Origin of the sequence: Alcaligenes sp. YSL9 (genome assembly GCF_030515105.1) — a bacterium.
Taxonomy (GTDB): Bacteria; Pseudomonadota; Gammaproteobacteria; order Burkholderiales; family Burkholderiaceae_B; genus Alcaligenes; species Alcaligenes phenolicus.
In genome coordinates, this window is sequence record NZ_JALXJU010000004.1 from 351,047 (window position 1) to 366,858 (window position 15,812).

At 55.5% G+C, this 15,812-nt stretch carries 11 protein-coding genes; 7 read left to right on the forward strand and 4 right to left on the reverse strand.

Translation table 11 applies throughout. The features are described 5' to 3' along the window. Window position 1 precedes the first annotated feature (1 nt). The 7 genes from nusG (at window position 2) to rpoC (ending at window position 11,488) form a co-directional block, all read left to right on the forward strand. Window positions 2-535, forward strand: a complete 534-nt coding sequence (gene nusG, locus M2Q46_RS18125; protein WP_009464325.1) for a transcription termination/antitermination protein NusG — start codon at window positions 2-4, stop codon at window positions 533-535. Between the two features lie 67 nt (window positions 536-602). After that, entirely contained in the window at window positions 603-1,037 is a 435-nt protein-coding gene (gene rplK, locus M2Q46_RS18130) for a 50S ribosomal protein L11 (protein ID WP_009464323.1), read from the forward strand. A 3-nt stretch (window positions 1,038-1,040) separates the two neighbouring features. Next, complete coding sequence (gene rplA, locus M2Q46_RS18135; RefSeq protein WP_026484874.1) at window positions 1,041-1,736, forward strand: 50S ribosomal protein L1; 696 nt, start codon at window positions 1,041-1,043, stop codon at window positions 1,734-1,736. 233 nt (window positions 1,737-1,969) lie between these two features. Continuing rightward, window positions 1,970-2,494, forward strand: a complete 525-nt coding sequence (rplJ, locus tag M2Q46_RS18140; protein ID WP_009464320.1) for a 50S ribosomal protein L10 — start codon at window positions 1,970-1,972, stop codon at window positions 2,492-2,494. Window positions 2,495-2,573: 79 nt separating this feature from the next. After that, entirely contained in the window at window positions 2,574-2,951 is a 378-nt protein-coding gene (gene rplL / locus M2Q46_RS18145) for a 50S ribosomal protein L7/L12 (RefSeq protein ID WP_003800851.1), read from the forward strand. A gap of 162 nt (window positions 2,952-3,113) precedes the next feature. Then, window positions 3,114-7,226 carry a DNA-directed RNA polymerase subunit beta gene (rpoB, locus tag M2Q46_RS18150; protein WP_022983337.1) on the forward strand — a complete coding sequence of 1,371 codons (4,113 nt, stop codon included), beginning with the start codon at window positions 3,114-3,116 and terminating at the stop codon, window positions 7,224-7,226. Further along, window positions 7,226-11,488 (forward strand): DNA-directed RNA polymerase subunit beta', encoded by a 4,263-nt coding sequence (gene rpoC, locus M2Q46_RS18155; protein WP_035269553.1) that lies wholly within the window; start codon window positions 7,226-7,228, stop codon window positions 11,486-11,488. The genes rpoB and rpoC overlap by 1 nt, the downstream gene beginning before the upstream one ends. A gap of 156 nt (window positions 11,489-11,644) precedes the next feature. Here the strand turns inward: rpoC and azu are convergent, their stop codons facing one another. The 4 genes from azu to M2Q46_RS18175 all read right to left on the reverse strand — a co-directional run bounded on the left by azu (window position 11,645) and on the right by M2Q46_RS18175 (window position 15,809). Then, window positions 11,645-12,091: an azurin gene (azu, locus tag M2Q46_RS18160; RefSeq protein WP_035269554.1), complete on the reverse strand. Its 447-nt coding sequence runs from the start codon at window positions 12,089-12,091 to the stop codon at window positions 11,645-11,647. Window positions 12,092-12,347: 256 nt separating this feature from the next. Continuing rightward, window positions 12,348-12,983 (reverse strand): LysE family translocator, encoded by a 636-nt coding sequence (locus M2Q46_RS18165; RefSeq protein ID WP_203145280.1) that lies wholly within the window; start codon window positions 12,981-12,983, stop codon window positions 12,348-12,350. A 74-nt stretch (window positions 12,984-13,057) separates the two neighbouring features. Further along, the gene (locus M2Q46_RS18170; protein ID WP_203145281.1) at window positions 13,058-13,852 is read right to left on the reverse strand and encodes an AraC family transcriptional regulator; all 795 of its coding nucleotides are present in this window, start codon (window positions 13,850-13,852) and stop codon (window positions 13,058-13,060) included. Beyond that, window positions 13,842-15,809, reverse strand: coding sequence for a CHASE2 and HATPase_c domain-containing protein (locus tag M2Q46_RS18175; protein ID WP_302357827.1), 1,968 nt, complete (start codon window positions 15,807-15,809; stop codon window positions 13,842-13,844). Before M2Q46_RS18175 ends, M2Q46_RS18170 begins: the two co-directional genes overlap by 11 nt. Between the last annotated feature and the right edge of the window lie 3 nt (window positions 15,810-15,812).

A 15,812-nucleotide genomic window follows, 5' to 3' on the forward strand; every position in this document is an offset into this window, starting at 1 on the left:
CATGAGCAAACGCTGGTATGTGGTTCACGTTTATTCCGGCATGGAAAAAAGCGTGCACAAGGCTCTGGTGGAGCGCATTGAACGCGCTGATCTCCAAGAAGCGTTTGGTCGCATTCTGGTTCCATCGGAAGAAGTCGTTGAAGTAAAGAACGGCAAGAAATCAATTACAGAGCGACGTATTTACCCTGGTTACGTTCTGGTCGAGATGGCCTTGACCGACGAAACCTGGCACTTGGTAAAAAGTACGCCGCGAGTCACCGGCTTTTTGGGTGGTTCCGGTAACCGTCCCGCTCCCATCTCCGAGCGCGAAGTGGAAAAAATCCTGTCGCAAATGGAAGAGGGCGTTGAGAAGCCACGGCACAAAGTGCTGTTCGAGGTTGGCGAACTGGTACGCGTCAAGGACGGTCCGTTTGCAGACTTTAACGGTAACGTCGAAGAAGTTAACTACGAGAAAAACAAGGTTCGTGTCACCGTTACTATTTTCGGTCGCGCCACCCCCGTTGAACTCGATTTCGATCAAGTCGAAAAGACCTGATTAATTACAACCCCCGGGAAGCCTGTCGCATCATGTGCCAGGCGTCATCACCCGCAAGGAGCTAAGCATGGCGAAGAAAATCGTCGGCTTTATCAAGCTGCAAGTCCCAGCTGGTAAGGCAAACCCATCCCCTCCAATCGGTCCAGCGCTGGGTCAGCGCGGTCTGAACATCATGGAATTCTGCAAGGCGTTCAACGCTCAGACACAGGGTCTGGAACCCGGTCTGCCAATTCCTGTGGTGATCACCGCTTTTGCTGACAAGAGCTTCACGTTCATCATGAAGACTCCTCCAGCAACCATCCTGATCAAAAAGGCTGCTGGTATCAAATCCGGTTCTGCACGTCCTAACGTGGATAAAGTCGGTACGCTGACCCGCGCTCAGGCTGAAGAAATCGCCAAGACCAAACAACCCGACCTGACCGCTGCCGATCTGGACGCCGCTGTGCGTACCATCGCTGGTAGCGCTCGCAGCATGGGCATCAACGTTGAAGGGGTGGTGTAAGTCATGGCTAAAGTAAGCAAACGCGCAGCCGCTATTGCTGCCAAGATCGACCGCAACAAGTTCTACCCTGTGGCCGAAGCTCTGGCCCTGGTGAAAGATACTGCCACTGCCAAGTTCGACGAATCCATCGATATCGCTGTTCAGCTGGGCATTGATCCTCGTAAGTCCGACCAACTGGTCCGTGGCTCCGTGGTTCTGCCTGCTGGTACCGGTAAAACCGTGCGTGTTGCCGTTTTCGCCCAAGGCGAAAAAGCCGACGCCGCTCGTGAAGCTGGTGCTGATATCGTTGGTCTGGACGACCTGGCTGAGCAAATCAAAGCCGGTCAAATGGACTTTGACGTTGTGATCGCTTCGCCTGACACCATGCGTGTTGTCGGTACCCTGGGTCAGGTTCTGGGTCCTCGCGGCCTGATGCCAAACCCCAAGGTTGGTACTGTGACTCCTGACGTTGCTACGGCTGTTAAGAACGCCAAGGCTGGTCAAGTTCAATACCGTACCGACAAGGCCGGTATCATTCACAGCACCATTGGTCGCGCTTCGTTCAACGTTGAACAGCTGCAGACCAACCTGGTTGCCCTGGTTGACGCCTTGAACAAGGCTCGTCCAGCCGCTGCCAAGGGTGTTTACCTGCGCAAGGTTGCCGTGTCCTCCACCATGGGTGGCGGTGCACGTGTTGAAATTGCATCTCTGACTGTTTAATCAACAGTTAGAAAAAAAGAACTTTGGGCTGTGATCCTGTTTACAGGGTCACTGCTGTCAAAGACCGTTGGAGCAGTTGGCTGACTTGTCATCTCACTGCTTAATCGGGGCAGAACGTCCCATCCAACGTAGACGGCGCCCGTGGAAGAATTCGTTATAGAACTCGTCCAGGTGCGCCGCATTCGGTTGATGTTGGGAAGCCTTCCCGACATCGTTTGAAGGAGTGTTCAACCGTGAGTCTCAATCGTGAAGAGAAAGCGGTAGTCATCGAAGAAGTCACTGCCGAACTGGCAAAGGCCCAATCGATCATTATCGCCGAGTACCGTGGTCTGGACGTCGCTTCTGCTACCGTATTGCGCAAAAAAGCGCGTGAGTCTGGCGTCTACCTGCGTGTGTTGAAAAACACCCTGGTTCGTCGTTCGTTGGCAGGTACCTCGTTTGACGGTATCTCCAGCCAGCTCGTGGGTCCTCTGATGTACGCCATCAGTGAAGATCCCGTTGCTGCGGCGAAAGTCGTTGCAGATTTTGCCAAGACCAATGACAAATTGGTCATCATGGGCGGTGCGCTGCCCAATAGCGTTCTGAATGCTGATGGTGTTAAGGCTCTGGCCACAATGCCCTCGCGCGAAGAATTGCTGGCGAAACTGCTGGGCACCATGCAAGCACCTATCGCTACTTTTGTGCGTACGCTTAACGAAGTTCCCACCAAGTTTGTTCGCGGCCTGGCGGCTGTGCGCGATCAGAAAGAAGCTGCGTAAGCAGTTTTCCTTCAGGAAACTTCGTCGTTGCGAACGACAACCAAACCTGGCATTTACCTAATATCTGGAGTTCTTAAAAATGGCTACTAAAGCTGAAATCCTTGACGCCATCGGCGCAATGTCCGTGCTCGAACTGTCCGAGCTGATCAAAGAAATGGAAGAAAAATTCGGTGTGTCGGCTGCTGCCGCCGCTGTTGCTGTTGCAGCTCCTGCTGCTGGTGGCGCTGCTGCTGCCGCTGAAGAGCAAACCGAATTCACCGTGTTCCTGGCTGACGTTGGCGCAAACAAAGTTAGCGTCATTAAAGTCGTGCGCGAAATCACCGGTCTGGGCCTGAAAGAAGCCAAAGACCTGGTTGACGGTGCTCCTAAGGCTGTTAAAGAAGGCTTGTCCAAAGCTGATGCTGAAGACGCTCAGAAGAAGCTGGAAGAAGCTGGCGCCAAGATCGAGCTCAAGTAAGAGTATCGATAGATGCCCGGGAATGCGTTTCAAGCCTTCCCGGGCTTTTGCGTTTCCAGAAAACCCATGATTTTTAATTAGTATTGTAGAAAGTCGGGTTTTTTAGAGTCGTAAACCAGGGCCGTGGTTGACGGTCCGTGTAACCCTTGAGTCGGAGTGCTCATGCCTTATTCGTACACCGAAAAAAAGCGCATACGCAAGAGCTTCGCCAAACGTGAAGACGTACAGCAGGTTCCTTACCTGTTGGCTACCCAGCTGCATTCTTTCAGAACCTTCTTGCAGAAGGACACGCTGCCTTCTCAGCGTAAGGTTGAAGGCTTGCAGGAAGCTTTCAGTTCCATATTTCCAATAGTAAGCCATAACCAAATGGCGCGGCTAGAGTTCGTGAGCTATACGCTCGGCGAGCCGGTGTTCGACGTCAAAGAGTGTCAACTTCGTGGTTTGACCTATGCTTCCCCCTTGCGGGCGAAGGTTCGTCTGGTCCTCATGGACCGCGAGGTGAGCAAGCCTACCGTCAAGGAAGTAAAAGAGCAAGAAGTCTACATGGGCGAAATGCCCCTGATGACTGATAACGGCTCTTTTGTGATCAACGGTACCGAACGAGTCATCGTTTCCCAGCTGCACCGTTCCCCCGGCGTGTTCTTTGAACACGACCGCGGTAAAACGCACAGCTCGGGCAAGTTGCTGTTCTCGGCTCGCGTGATTCCTTACCGTGGTTCCTGGCTGGACTTCGAGTTCGATCCCAAGGACATTCTGTTCTTCCGTATCGACCGTCGTCGCAAGATGCCTGTGACTATCTTGCTGAAGGCCATTGGCCTGACGCCAGAACAGATCCTGGCCCACTTCTTCGAGTTCGATCACATCGAACTGCACCAGGAAGGTGGCAAGCTGCAATTCGTTCCAGAACACTGGAAGGGCGAGGTTGCCCGTTTCGACATTACCGACCGTGATGGTCGCGTACTGGTTGAAAAGGACAAGCGTATCAATGCCAAGCATTTGCGCGACCTGCAAGCAGCCAAGATCGAATACATCTCCATCCCGGAAGATTTCCTTCTGGGTCGTGTGCTGGCCAAGAACATCATCAACGCCGAAACCGGCGAAGTGATTGCCAACGCCAACGACGAAATTACTGAATCCATTCTGGCCGAAATGCGCGCAGCCAATGTGCGTGATTTCGAGACTCTGTACGTCAACGAACTGGATCAGGGCGGCTTTATCTCCCTGACCCTGCGCACTGACGAAACAGCGGATTCCAATGCTGCCCGCATCGCGATCTATCGCATGATGCGTCCCGGCGAGCCACCAACCGAAGAAGCGGTTGAGGCTCTGTTCAACCGTCTGTTCTACAGCGAAGAGTCCTACGACTTGTCGCGCGTGGGTCGCATGAAGGTGAACAGCCGTCTGGGCCGTGGTGACAGCATTGAAGGTCCCATGACCCTGACCGACGAAGACATTCTGGACACCATTCAGGTGCTGGTGAATCTGCGTAACGGCCGCGGTCAGATCGACGATATCGATCACCTGGGTAACCGTCGTGTTCGTTGCGTGGGCGAATTGGCTGAAAACCAGTTCCGCGCCGGTCTGGTGCGTGTGGAACGTGCTGTCAAGGAACGTCTGGGCCAGGCCGAGACCGAAAACCTGATGCCGCACGATCTGATCAACTCCAAGCCCATCTCTGCGGCTGTCAAGGAGTTCTTCGGTTCCAGCCAGCTGTCGCAATTTATGGACCAAACCAACCCGCTGTCCGAGATCACGCACAAGCGTCGTGTTTCGGCACTGGGCCCTGGTGGTCTGACTCGTGAACGTGCGGGCTTTGAGGTGCGCGACGTGCACCCAACCCACTACGGTCGCGTGTGCCCGATTGAAACGCCTGAAGGTCCAAACATTGGTCTGATCAACTCCATGGCGCTGTACGCTCGTCTGAACGAGTACGGTTTCCTGGAAACGCCTTACCGCAAGATTGTTGACGGCAAGGTGAGCGAACAGATCGATTACCTGTCGGCTATTGAAGAAAGCAATTACGTCATTGCTCAGGCTAACGCCGAGTTGACCGAAGACGGTGCCTTTGCTGACGATCTGGTTGCCTGCCGTGAAGCTGGCGAAACCATGATGACTGCGCCAGAGAACATCCATTACATGGACGTGGCTCCTTCGCAGATCGTGTCTGTGGCTGCTTCGCTGATTCCGTTCCTGGAGCACGATGACGCCAACCGAGCACTGATGGGCGCCAACATGCAGCGTCAGGCAGTTCCGTGCCTGCGCCCTGAGAAGCCTTTGGTCGGTACCGGTATCGAACGTACTGTTGCTGTTGACTCGGGTACCACTGTACAGGCCCGTCGTGGCGGTGTGGTTGTAGACGTTGACGCACAGCGCGTGGTTATTCGCGTGCACGATGACGAGAACGTGGCTGGCGAGGTCGGTGTAGATATCTACAACATGACCAAGTACACCCGTTCCAACCAGAACACCAACATCAACCAGCGTCCTATCGTCAAACGTGGCGATATCGTGGCTCGTGGTGACGTGCTGGCTGACGGCGCATCGACTGACCTGGGCGAATTGGCTCTGGGTCAGAACATGCTGATCGCCTTCATGCCCTGGAACGGCTACAACTTCGAGGACTCGATTCTGATCTCCGAGAAGGTCGTGGCTGACGATCGCTACACGTCGGTTCACATCGAAGAGTTGACGGTTGTTGCCCGTGACACGAAGCTGGGACCTGAGGATATCACCCGCGATATCAGCAACCTGTCCGAAATTCAGCTGAACCGTCTGGACGATTCCGGCATTGTGTACATCGGCGCCGAAGTGCGTGCCGACGACGTGCTGGTCGGTAAAGTCACACCCAAGGGTGAAACCCAGCTGACGCCGGAAGAAAAGCTGCTGCGCGCCATTTTTGGTGAAAAAGCCTCTGACGTTAAAGACACCTCCCTGCGCGTGCCTTCGGGCATGGTCGGTACGGTGATCGACGTTCAAGTCTTTACCCGTGAAGGTATCGAGCGTGACAAGCGTGCTCAGTCCATCATTGATGATGAACTGCGTCGCTACCGTCAGGACCTGAACGACCAGCTGCAAATCGTTGAAGACGACGCCTTTGACCGTGCCTTGAAGTTCCTGGTCGGCAAAACCGTCAACGGTGGTCCACGCAAACTGCCCAAGGGCACCGAGCTGACTGCTGATTACCTGAACGATCTGGATCGCTGGCAGTGGTTCGACATCCGTCTGGCAGACGAGCAACACGCACTGGTGCTGGAGCACACCAAGGAATCCTTGGAGCAAAAGCGTCACCAGTTCGACTTGGCTTTTGAAGAAAAGCGCAAGAAGCTCACTCAAGGCGACGAGCTGCCTCCAGGCGTGCTGAAGATGGTCAAGGTTTACCTGGCTGTTAAGCGTCGTCTGCAGCCTGGTGACAAGATGGCTGGCCGTCACGGTAACAAGGGTGTGGTTTCCCGCATCGTTCCCGTGGAAGACATGCCGCACATGGCTGACGGTACCCCTGTGGACATCGTTCTGAACCCGCTGGGCGTGCCTTCGCGTATGAACGTCGGTCAGGTTCTGGAAGTTCACCTGGGTTGGGCTGCCAAAGGTATTGGCCACCGCATCAACGACATGATGCAAGAAGAAAAGAACGTGCAGGTTTCCGAACTGCGCGCGTTCCTGGACAAGGTCTACAACACTGCCGGCAAGAAGACTCGCATCAACGAGTTGACTGACGACGAAGTGATGAACATGGCCACCAACTTGCAGAAAGGTCTGCCATTGGCTACGCCAGTGTTCGACGGTGCAACCGAGCAGGAAATCGACCAGATGTTGCGTCTGGCCTACCCTGACGACATCGCCGAGAAACTGCAGCTGGCACCCCACCGCACGCAGGTTCGCCTGTTTGACGGTCGTACCGGCGAAGCCTTTGAGCGTATGGTCACCGTAGGCTACATGCACTACCTGAAGCTGCATCACCTGGTCGATGACAAGATGCACGCTCGTTCGACCGGTCCGTACTCCCTGGTTACTCAGCAGCCGCTGGGTGGTAAGGCGCAGTTCGGTGGTCAGCGTTTCGGGGAGATGGAAGTCTGGGCGCTGGAAGCGTATGGCGCCGCCTACACCCTGCAGGAAATGCTCACGGTTAAATCCGACGACATCGCCGGCCGTACCAAGGTCTACGAGAATATTGTCAAGGGTGACCACGTGATCGACGCCGGTATGCCGGAGTCCTTTAACGTTCTGGTCAAGGAAATCCGTTCCTTGTCCCTGGACATGGATTTGGAGCGTAAATAATGAAAGCGCTACTCGATCTCTTTAAACAAGTCACTCAGGACGAGCAGTTCGATGCCATCAAGATCGGCATCGCCTCGCCCGAGAAAATCCGGTCCTGGTCTTTCGGTGAAGTCCGCAAGCCAGAGACCATCAACTATCGCACGTTCAAACCCGAGCGCGATGGTCTGTTCTGCGCCAAGATTTTTGGTCCCATCAAGGACTACGAATGTCTGTGCGGCAAGTACAAGCGCCTGAAGCACCGTGGCGTCATCTGCGAGAAGTGTGGCGTTGAAGTCACCGTCTCCAAGGTGCGTCGCGAGCGCATGGGTCACATTGAACTGGCCTGCCCGGTTGCTCACATCTGGTTCCTGAAGAGCCTGCCATCCCGTCTGGGCATGGTGCTGGACATGACCCTGCGTGACATCGAGCGCGTGCTGTACTTTGAAGCATGGTGCGTAATCGAACCTGGCATGACCCCGCTCAAGCGCGGTCAGATCATGTCCGACGACGATTTCCTGGCCAAGACCGAAGAGTACGGTGACGACTTCCACGCCCTGATGGGCGCGGAAGCGGTGCGTGAACTGCTGCGTACGATCGACATCGATCGCGAAGTCGAGCGCCTTCGTGCCGAACTGAAAGCCACCGGCTCGGATGCCAAGATCAAGAAGATCTCCAAGCGTCTGAAAGTGCTGGAAGGCTTCCAGAAATCCGGCATCAAGCCAGACTGGATGATCATGGAAGTGCTGCCCGTGCTGCCACCGGACCTGCGTCCGCTGGTACCGCTGGACGGCGGCCGCTTTGCGACTTCCGACCTGAACGATCTGTACCGCCGCGTTATCAACCGTAATAACCGTTTGAAGCGTCTGCTGGAACTGAAGGCACCGGACATCATCTTGCGCAACGAAAAACGTATGCTGCAAGAGTCCGTGGACTCCTTGCTGGATAACGGTCGTCGCGGTAAAGCCATGACCGGCGCCAACAAGCGGCAACTGAAGTCCCTGGCCGACATGATCAAGGGCAAGAGCGGTCGTTTCCGTCAGAACCTGCTGGGCAAGCGCGTGGACTACTCCGGTCGTTCCGTGATTGTGGTGGGTCCTCAGTTGAAGCTGCACCAGTGCGGTCTGCCCAAGCTGATGGCGTTGGAGCTGTTCAAGCCTTTCATCTTCAACCGTCTGGAATTGATGGGTCTGGCTACGACCATCAAGGCAGCCAAGAAGTTGGTGGAAAGCCAGGAACCGGTGGTGTGGGACATCCTCGAAGAGGTGATCCGCGAGCATCCCGTGATGCTGAACCGTGCGCCTACGCTGCACCGTTTGGGTATTCAGGCTTTTGAACCGGTCCTGATCGAAGGTAAAGCGATTCAGCTGCACCCCCTGGTGTGTGCCGCCTTTAACGCTGACTTTGACGGTGACCAGATGGCCGTTCACGTGCCGCTGTCGCTGGAAGCCCAGCTGGAAGCGCGCACTTTGATGCTGGCCTCCAACAACGTGCTGTTCCCCGCCAACGGCGAACCATCCATCGTTCCTTCCCAGGATATCGTGTTGGGTCTGTACTATGCGACCCGCGAACTGGTAAACGGCAAGGGCGAAGGCTTGTTCATGGCCGACGTGGCTGAAGTTCAGCGCGCCTACGACAACAAGGAAGTCGAGCTGCAAACTCGTCTGACCGTCCGTATCGAAGAATTCGAGAAGGGCGAAGACGGTGAGTGGGTCAAGACCATCAAGCGTTACGAAACGACTGCTGGCCGTGCCTTGCTGTCCGAAATTCTGCCCAAGGGCATGCCTTTCACCGCACTGAACCGTGCGTTGAAGAAGAAAGAAATTTCGCGTCTGATCAACCAGTCCTTCCGTCGCTGCGGCCTGCGTGCCACCGTGATTTTTGCCGACAAGTTGATGCAGTCCGGTTTCCGTCTGGCAACTCGTGGTGGTATTTCCATCGCCATGAATGACATGGTTGTGCCTGTCGTCAAGGAAAGCATCCTGGCTCAGGCTAGCAACGAAGTTAAAGAAATTGACAAGCAGTACTCCTCGGGTCTGGTGACCGCTCAGGAACGCTACAACAACGTAGTGGATATCTGGGGCAAAGCCGGTGACCGCGTGGGTAAGGCCATGATGGAGCAACTGGCTTCCGAGCCAGTGACCAACCGTTTTGGTGAAGAAGTACGTCAAGAGTCCTTCAACTCCATCTACATGATGGCGGACTCCGGTGCTCGTGGTTCGGCTGCACAGATTCGTCAGCTGGCTGGTATGCGTGGTCTGATGGCCAAGCCTGATGGCTCCATTATTGAAACGCCTATTACCGCGAACTTCCGTGAAGGTCTGAACGTACTGCAGTACTTTATTTCGACTCACGGTGCTCGTAAGGGTCTGGCCGATACGGCGTTGAAGACAGCTAACTCCGGTTACCTGACTCGTCGTCTGGTCGACGTGACTCAAGATCTGGTCATTACCGAAGACGACTGCGGTACCAAGGGCGGCTACACCATGAAAGCCATCCTGGATGGTGGTGAGGTTATCGAGCCCCTGCGCGATCTGATTCTGGGCCGTGTGGCCTCGACCGACATCGTCAACCCTGACAATCAGGAACTGGTTATCCCCGCCGGCACCTTGCTGAACGAGGACCTGGTCGACCTGATCGACAACCTGGGCATTGATGAAGTCAAGATCCGCACTCCGCTGACTTGCGAAACCCGTCACGGCTTGTGCGCAAGCTGCTACGGTCGCGATCTGGGCCGCGGTATGCTGGTTAACCGTGGTGAAGCCATCGGTGTTATCGCTGCTCAGTCCATCGGTGAACCGGGTACCCAGCTGACCATGCGTACGTTCCACATTGGTGGTGCGGCTTCGCGTGCAGCGCTGGCAAGCTCGGTGGAAACCAAGACGGCTGGTACGGTCGGTTTTGAAATTGGTCTGCGCTATGTGACCAACGCCAAGGGCGAACGCGTTGCGATCTCCCGTTCCGGTGAAATCGTTATTTTTGACGACAACCGTCGTGAACGTGAACGCCACAAAGTGCCTTACGGTGCCACCATTACGGTGGGCGATGGTGAGGCCATCAAGGCTGGCCAGCGTCTGGCAAGCTGGGATCCGCTGACCCGTCCTATCGTGTCCGAGTACACCGGTACCGTTCGCTTCGAGAACATCGAAGAAGGCGTGACCGTGGCTCGTCAGGTGGACGAAGTGACCGGTCTGTCGACTCTGGTTGTGATCACTCCCAAGACACGTGGTGGCAAGATCACCATGCGTCCTCAGATCAAGCTGCTGAACGAGCAAGGTCAGGAGATCAAGATCGCTGGTACCGATCACATGGTCAATATCTCCTTCCCGGTGGGCGCGCTGATTACCGTTCGCGACGGTCAGCAAGTGTCCGTGGGTGAGATTCTGGCGCGTATTCCTCAGGAATCGCAAAAGACTCGAGACATTACCGGTGGTCTGCCACGTGTGGCCGAACTGTTCGAAGCTCGTTCGCCCAAGGACGCCGGCCTGCTGGCCGAAGTTACGGGTACGGTTTCCTTCGGTAAGGACACCAAGGGCAAACAGCGTCTGGTCATTACCGACCTGGACGGCGTCAGCCACGAGTTCCTGATTCCGAAGGAAAAACAGGTTCTGGCTCACGACGGTCAAGTGGTGAACAAGGGCGAGATGATTGTGGACGGCCCAGCCGATCCGCACGACATCCTGCGCTTGAAGGGTATCGAGAAGCTGGCCAACTACATTGTTAACGAAGTGCAGGACGTTTACCGTCTGCAGGGTGTGAAGATCAACGACAAGCACATTGAAGTGATTGTTCGTCAGATGCTGCGCCGCGTGAACATTGTGGATGCCGGTGATACCAACTTCATCACGGGTGAACAGGTTGAACGCTCCGAACTGCTGAACGAGAACGATCGCGTTCTGGCCGAAAACGGTATTCCAGCTACGTACGAAAACGTGCTGCTGGGTATTACCAAGGCCTCGCTGTCGACCGACTCCTTCATCTCGGCGGCTTCCTTCCAGGAAACCACCCGCGTGTTGACCGAAGCGGCCATCATGGGCAAAACCGACGATCTGCGTGGTCTGAAAGAAAACGTGATCGTGGGTCGTCTGATTCCTGCTGGTACCGGTATGGCCTTCCATTCCGCCCGCAAGGAAAAAGAAGCCTTTGAAGTGGCAGAGCGCAAAGCAGCCCGTGAACTGGAAAACCCGTTTGCATCGGCTCCTGAGCCTTCGGAAGATCCGGTCTTTGTGTCCGGTGCCTCCGAGCCCGAGCAGCAACCTGCAGCCCCAGAGGGCGATCAGGAATAAGCCAGACTTAGTGGTTCCCCACCCTGCTTATCCAGGGTGGGCCGCTACCTTCAGGTAGTCGGTTAAAACCAGATAGTTCGAGCTAAAAAAAATCCCCACATGGCCAGGCCACGTGGGGATTTTTTATGGCCGTCTGGCGGCTACAAGCGGATGCGCTTAGCTACCCAGCTTGATTTCGCCAGTCATGATGCTCCAGTGACCTGGGAAGGAGCAGAAGAATGCGTAGTCTTCGCCTTCTTTCAGCTTGGAGACGTCAAAGGTTACGGAGGTGCTTTCGCCACCGCCAACCACGTCAGTGTGAGCGATCACGCGTTCGTCACCGGCTTTAACGTAGTTGTTGTCCAGACCGGCTTTCATGCCATCGGTAGCAACAGCGCTTTCATCGGCTTTCTTCGAGATAACGACGTTGTGGCCCATGGCTGCTTTAGGCAGCTTGCCAGTGTGTTTCAGGTTGATTGTGAATTCCTTGCATGTCTTGTCAACAACGATGCTCTTGGTGTTGAACTGCATGGAGTCATTGCCTTCGATGGTAACGTCGCAAGCAGCAAAAGCAGGCACGCTGGCCAATCCAAGAACGGCTGTGAAAGCGATTTTGGCAAACATTCTAGTAACTCCTTGAAAACTGACAAAAAAAGGAACGGGACACGGGGGGTGTTGTTCCGGTCTTACAGCATAGACTGTAGCGCACTCAAGGTGCTTAACAAAACAAAGACCCGGACTATTTTACCGGCTTATATCGCCGCGTCCGAGACCGTAAATGATTTGTTTTCCCATCGTTTGATGTGGCTCTAACAGCCTCACTCTATCACCTTCAGGTAGCTTGACGGCGGTGCAGATCAGGTTTCACTTTTCGGGATGTTTAGTTTGTGACCAAGTGTTGAGCCACGTTGAAGAGGGCGGCAGCGGCAATCAGGCACAACAGCAGGCCACAGAGTTGTTCGATACGTGGCAAGTGCTTTTGTATACGCTGCTGCCAAAGCGGGTGCCCGATCAGAACGGTGATGAACAAGTCCCAGAGCAGAACAATTAAAAACATCCACAGACCCAGCAAGATGTGCAGGCCGGACCCAGCGCGGCTGCTGGCCAGTACGGAGGCCAGGCTGGCGTAAAACAAGGCGTTCTTGGGATTCAGCAGCCCCGAGAGCAGGCCAAGCAGAGCATGATGCCACCAGCCACCTGTAGAGGCTTCAGAGGCCTTGATCCTTTGCCCAGCAGTGTGGTGGGCTACCTGCAGGAACGTTACGCCCAAGTACAGTAAATACAGTCCTCCAGCGCCCTGTAGCAGCACAAAGAGAGGGCTGCCAGTGCTTATCCGGGCAAAGCCCGTTAGTGCCAGGCTGATGTACAGGCCATTGGCCAGGGCGACACCGGCACACGCTCCGCTTGCGACCCAGCGTCCATGGGCCATGGTGCTGCGGGCGATCAGGAAAAAATCGGGGCCGGGGGAAAGCAGGGCCAGGAAATGGGTGCTGACGATCAGCAAGAACAAGGACACGGCGGTACGTCCAGGAGCAAAACTGCAGTGTGACCAGAAGCGTGGGTGCCGTATTGAATAAAAGTGCGCGCGCTTTAGCTGCGGTACTGGCCCGGAGTGACACCGGTGTAGTGCTTGAAGACACGCTGAAAATGGCTTTGGTCGGCAAAGCCCAGGCGATAGGCAATATCAGCCAGCTCGTCGCCTTGGCGCAGGGCGTTTCGGGCCAAATTGACACGTTGGTTCAATTGCCAGCGCTGTGGAGTCAGGCCGGTATGGCGACGAAAGGCGCGAATCAGCTGGTAGCGGCTAAAACCGGTTTCCTGGGCCAGTTCGTGCAGGGGGATAGTGGCTAATTGGCCTTCAACCCAGCGATCCAGGGTTTTCTGCAAGATGGGGCTAGGTGGGGGAGCGGGTGCCAAAGGCTGGGATTGGGTTGAGCCGTGATGCAGCAAAAAGTCGATCAGGGCTGCTTCTTTGCTCAGTAGAGGAGCGGCTGAAAACAAGAGCGAGTTCAAGTCACAGTAGGCTGCATAAAGCAGCGGCTCGTGACTAACGCGGATGGGCTCCTGGGCTTGAAGTCTGAACTCTGTACTTTCCTGCCACAGCTGCTCCAGCCACCCTGCATCCAGATGCAGCATCTGATAGCTCCAGGACTGGTCTGGCAAAGGATTGCAGGCATGGCTGCGGTGCGCAGGGACAAAGACCAGAGAGCCTGGTGCAAGCTGGACCGGGCCGCCGGGTGCGCCCGTAAAGACGCTACCACCGCCATCAACGGCGCCAATCGAGTAGGTGGGGTGGCTGTGTTCCTGATAGCAGATCCGGCTGTTGCAGGCACGTCGGCTTTCTACATAGGGCAGGGCGGCATCGCGCCAGAATTCAGTCTTCATCGGAGATAGCAATCGTGGCCAGGGAGACGATAAAGGTACAGCCTTGCTCACGCGTGCTGTCCAGGACAATATCCCCGCCGTGTTTGTTGATCACGGTTTTCACAAAGGCCAAACCTAAGCCGCTACCCGAAGGTGCACCTTCGGTATTTTCGTGGGCTCGATGATAAGGCTCAAAAATCGTCGCCTGATTTTCTGCCGGAATTCCCCAGCCCTGATCTTTGACGAATACCTGAACGCTGTTGTTGCCCAGCATAAGGTCTATATCAATCTGGTTGCCATCCGGTCCGTACTTGATGGCGTTTTGAATCAGGTTGGTAAAGGCGCGGCGCAGCATGGGCGCATTGCCGTTCACCCAGACCAGCTCCGAGTCGTTCAAGTTCAGGCTGATAGAGCGCTTGCTGGCGCTGGCCCAAGCGTCATCCAGACAGTCTGCCAGCAGATCAAACAGGTTCAGCGGGCTCAGCACCATTTCCATGGCTTCGGCCCGTGCCAGACTGATGAAGTTGTCCACCAGTTCCAGCGTTTGTTCGGCATAGCCTTCCATCTTGTGCAGAAACTGATCTGGCGGCAGTTTGCTGTCATCCTGACGTTGCAAGCTCGTTAGTGCCAGGATGGAGTTCTGGGGCGCCCGCATATCATGCGAAATGAAGCGCAAGGTTTCTTCACGCTTGGTCTGGGCCTGGCGCAATAGATTGATGGATTTATGCAGCTGGGTCAGACGATGAGGCAGGTTACGTGTACTTAAGCCTGATAAGCGCTCGTTCAGAGCAGTTCTGACATCCGGGTATTCCAGCTGCAGCTTGTTCAGTTCTTCGGTCACCTGATTCAGGGCAGCCTCCTGACTGCGCCAGTGCCATAGCGGGTAGGCCAATAGAACAGTAATCAGGCTGGCTAGTGGCGGAATCCACAGATTGAAGCCATGCATGGCGATCCAGTTCACCAGCAGGATCGCAAAGACCAGCCCGATCAGGCTCAGCAAGGTGGCGCGTGGCGACAGATAGATCAGAACCTGACATGCCAGCAGGACTGGCAGGCAACTGGCCAGCGCAATGAACCAGGCCGGTGGGGTGCGTACCCAATGATTGCTGCGTACTGCTTGCAAGGTATTGGCCAGGATCTCAACGCCCGACATGCTGCTCATGCCGGCTTTGGACAAAGGGGTAGGAAAGGTATCGCCCAGTCCACTGCCCCAGGCTCCCACCAGCACATACTTGTCCTTGAAGAAAGAGGGCGGAATATCGCCGTTCAGGACATTGAAGTAAGGCACGGTCCGAAAGTGACCGCTGCGGCCCAGAAAGGGAATGTGGGGAATGTCTTTCTGACTGGAGTCCAGAGCTTGCAGGGCCAGATCCACATCTCCGCCTGTCATCAACATGGCAATCGTGAAGTGCGGCAGCACACGGCCCAAGGGGGTCGTCTGCTGCAGGGCGACACGGCGCACTACCCCATCTGAATCAGGTTCGATATTGATGTAGCCCGACGCCTTGGCTGCCTGGCTGAGCACGGGAATGGCGGTATGCACGGCCTGCCGCTGAGTGTCATAGATCATTGGCAGCACAACGCGTCCGTGATGATGTATGGCCTCTGATAGAGCCAGGTCATCATCGGGGTAAGCCGGGTTGGGCTCCTGAAAAACCAGATCGATGCCGACAGCACGAGCCTGTTCAAGACGGCCTAGCAATTGGGCATGGTTGATGCGTCGCCAGGGCCAAAAGCCCAGGTTGGCGATGCTGTAGTCGTCGATGGCGACAATGACAATATCCGGGGGCGCAGCCTGTGGAAGAGCGGCTGCCATGGTGAAGTCGTAAATCAGGTTGTTCAGCTTGCCCAGCGCGAAGTCGTCACGCAGGGAGCTGAACAATAAGGTCAGAAGCATCAGCAAGCCCGAAACCAGATGCCACTCTTTCCGAATCCGGTCAGAGAGTAGCTTGTTGTTTCTGGGGGCTGGGCTGCTCATGCC

Bases quoted from the DNA above. Each gene is read 5' to 3' on its own strand.
- rplA (WP_026484874.1), top strand. From the start codon at position 1,041: ATGGCTAAAGTAAGCAAACGCGCAGCCGCTATTGCTGCCAAGATCGAC.
- rpoC (WP_035269553.1), top strand. From the start codon at position 7,226: ATGAAAGCGCTACTCGATCTCTTTAAACAAGTCACTCAGGACGAGCAG.
- rplK (WP_009464323.1), top strand. From the start codon at position 603: ATGGCGAAGAAAATCGTCGGCTTTATCAAGCTGCAAGTCCCAGCTGGT.
- rpoB (WP_022983337.1), top strand. From the start codon at position 3,114: ATGCCTTATTCGTACACCGAAAAAAAGCGCATACGCAAGAGCTTCGCC.
- M2Q46_RS18170 (WP_203145281.1), bottom strand. From the start codon at position 13,852: ATGAAGACTGAATTCTGGCGCGATGCCGCCCTGCCCTATGTAGAAAGC.
- nusG (WP_009464325.1), top strand. From the start codon at position 2: ATGAGCAAACGCTGGTATGTGGTTCACGTTTATTCCGGCATGGAAAAA.
- rplL (WP_003800851.1), top strand. From the start codon at position 2,574: ATGGCTACTAAAGCTGAAATCCTTGACGCCATCGGCGCAATGTCCGTG.
- M2Q46_RS18175 (WP_302357827.1), bottom strand. From the start codon at position 15,809: ATGAGCAGCCCAGCCCCCAGAAACAACAAGCTACTCTCTGACCGGATT.
- azu (WP_035269554.1), bottom strand. From the start codon at position 12,091: ATGTTTGCCAAAATCGCTTTCACAGCCGTTCTTGGATTGGCCAGCGTG.